This window comes from Mycobacterium sp. 1245852.3 (assembly GCF_001669335.1).
Lineage (GTDB): Bacteria > Actinomycetota > Actinomycetes > Mycobacteriales > Mycobacteriaceae > Mycobacterium > Mycobacterium europaeum_A.
Genome location: NZ_LZLL01000454.1, coordinates 1 through 2,002, shown reverse-complemented (window position 1 = coordinate 2,002; position 2,002 = coordinate 1). Strand labels below are relative to the sequence as shown.

2 protein-coding genes are annotated in these 2,002 nt (G+C 70.8%); both read left to right on the top strand.

Going from position 1 to position 2,002, the window contains the following annotated elements; genetic code table 11:
• The first annotated feature begins 76 nt into the window (after positions 1 to 76).
• Entirely contained in the window at positions 77 to 826 is a 750-nt protein-coding gene (locus tag A9W96_RS20145; RefSeq protein WP_067142436.1) for an SDR family NAD(P)-dependent oxidoreductase, read from the top strand.
• A 31-nt stretch (positions 827 to 857) separates the two neighbouring features.
• Positions 858 to 2,002 (top strand): bifunctional cobalt-precorrin-7 (C(5))-methyltransferase/cobalt-precorrin-6B (C(15))-methyltransferase (locus A9W96_RS20140; RefSeq protein WP_067142434.1); only part of this gene is annotated, 1,145 nt, incomplete at its 3' end.

Here is a 2,002-nt window from a genome sequence, read left to right as displayed (position 1 = left end):
GCCAGCGCATCGTCGGTGAGCCGGGTAGTGGTATTCGCCATCACCGCCCACGCTAGCGCAGGTGATAATCGCAGCCGTGGACGACACGGGCGCAGGTCCAGTACTGATCCTGGGTGGCCGCAGCGAGATCGGGATCGAGCTGGCGCGACTCCTCGCGCCCGGCGCGACGGTCGTGCTGGCCGCCCGCCGCGCTGATCAACTCGCTGACCAGGTCGACGCGCTCAAAGCCGCCGGGGCCGCGGCGGTCGACACCCGGGAATTCGATGCCGACGACCTGGCCTCGCATGGGCCGCTGGTCGCCTCGATCGTCGCCGAGCACGGTCCCATCGGCACCGCGGTCTTGGCGTTCGGCATCCTGGGCGACCAGGCCCGCGCCGAAATCGACGCCGCGCACGCCGTCGCCGTCGTGCACACCGACTACCTCGCCCAGGTCAGCCTGCTCACCCAGTTGGCCGCCGCGATGCGCAAAGCGGACAACGGGCGGCTGGTGGTGTTCTCCTCGATCGCCGGCGCACGCGTGCGTCGCGCCAACTACGTATACGGTTCGGCCAAGGCCGGCCTGGACGGCTTCGCCAGCGGGTTGGCCGACGCGCTGCACGGCACCGGCGTCCGCCTGCTGATCGCCCGCCCGGGATTCGTCATCGGGCGCATGACCGAGGGCATGTCGCCCGCACCGCTGTCGAGCACACCCGCCCAAGTGGCCGCCGCGACCGCACGCGCGCTCGCAAAGGGCCGCCGCACGGTGTGGATCCCGTGGGCGCTCGGACCGGCGGCGGCCGTGATGCGCCTGCTGCCGCAGTTCATCTGGCGCAGGATGCCCCGATGATCCGCGCCGGCGACGATGCAGAGCGGCGCTCATGATCGTCGTGGTCGGCATCGGCGCCGACGGCATGCCCGGACTCGGCGAAGCGTCACGCACCGAACTCCGCAGGGCCGCAATCATTTACGGCTCCCAGCGGCAACTCGACCTTCTCGATGACACGGTGCCCGCGCCGCGGCGACAATGGCCGTCGCCGATGTTGCCCGCGCTGCAAACGTTGCTCGATGAGCACACGGGCGACGTGCACGTGGTGGCCAGCGGCGATCCGCTGTTGCACGGCATCGGCGGCACCCTGATCCGACTGCACGGCCGCGGCAACGTCAGGGTGCTGCCGCACGTGTCCTCGGTGACGCTGGCCTGCGCGCGAATGGGCTGGAACGTCCACGACACCGAGGTGATCAGCCTGGTCACCGCGCAGCCGCGCACCGCGGTGCGCCGCGGCGGCCAAGCGATCGTGCTGTCGCAGAACAAGTCCACGCCAAGCGAACTCGCCGCACTGCTCACCGCGCATGGCCGCGGCGAGTCCGAATTCACCGTCCTCGAACGCCTCGGCGGCCCAGACGAGCACCGCCGCGACGGCACCGCCCGCGACTGGGCCGGTGACCGAGACCTCGACGACCTCAACGTGATTGCCGTGCGCTACCTGCCCGACGACCGTGTCTCGCCACTACCCGACGACGCGTTCACCCACGACGGGCAGATCACCAAGCAGGGGATCCGCGCGGTGACGTTGGCCGCCCTGGCGCCGCGCCCGGGCGAGCGGTTGTGGGACGTCGGCGCCGGCTCGGGCAGCATCAGCATCGAGTGGTGCCTGAGCGGGCGCGGTTGCAGCGCAGTGGTATTCGAGCGCGACCAGCGGCGCAGGCACAATCTCGAGATCAATGCCGCGGCCTTCGGGGCCGACATCGAGGTGCGCGGCGAGGCTCCGGACGCATTCGCCGGCGCCGAGCCGCCGTCGGCGATCTTCCTCGGCGGCGGACTGACCCAGCCCGGTCTGCTCGACGCCTGCCTGGACAACCTGCCCGCCGGCGGACGGCTGGTCGTCAATGTGGTAACCACCGAATCGGAAGCCGTTCTGGCGCAAGCACATCAGCGCCTGGGCGGGCAGCTGCGACGCTTCCAGCATTATCAAGGTGAGCCGCTGGGCGCATTCACCGGCTGGCGCCCGCAGTATCCGGTCAC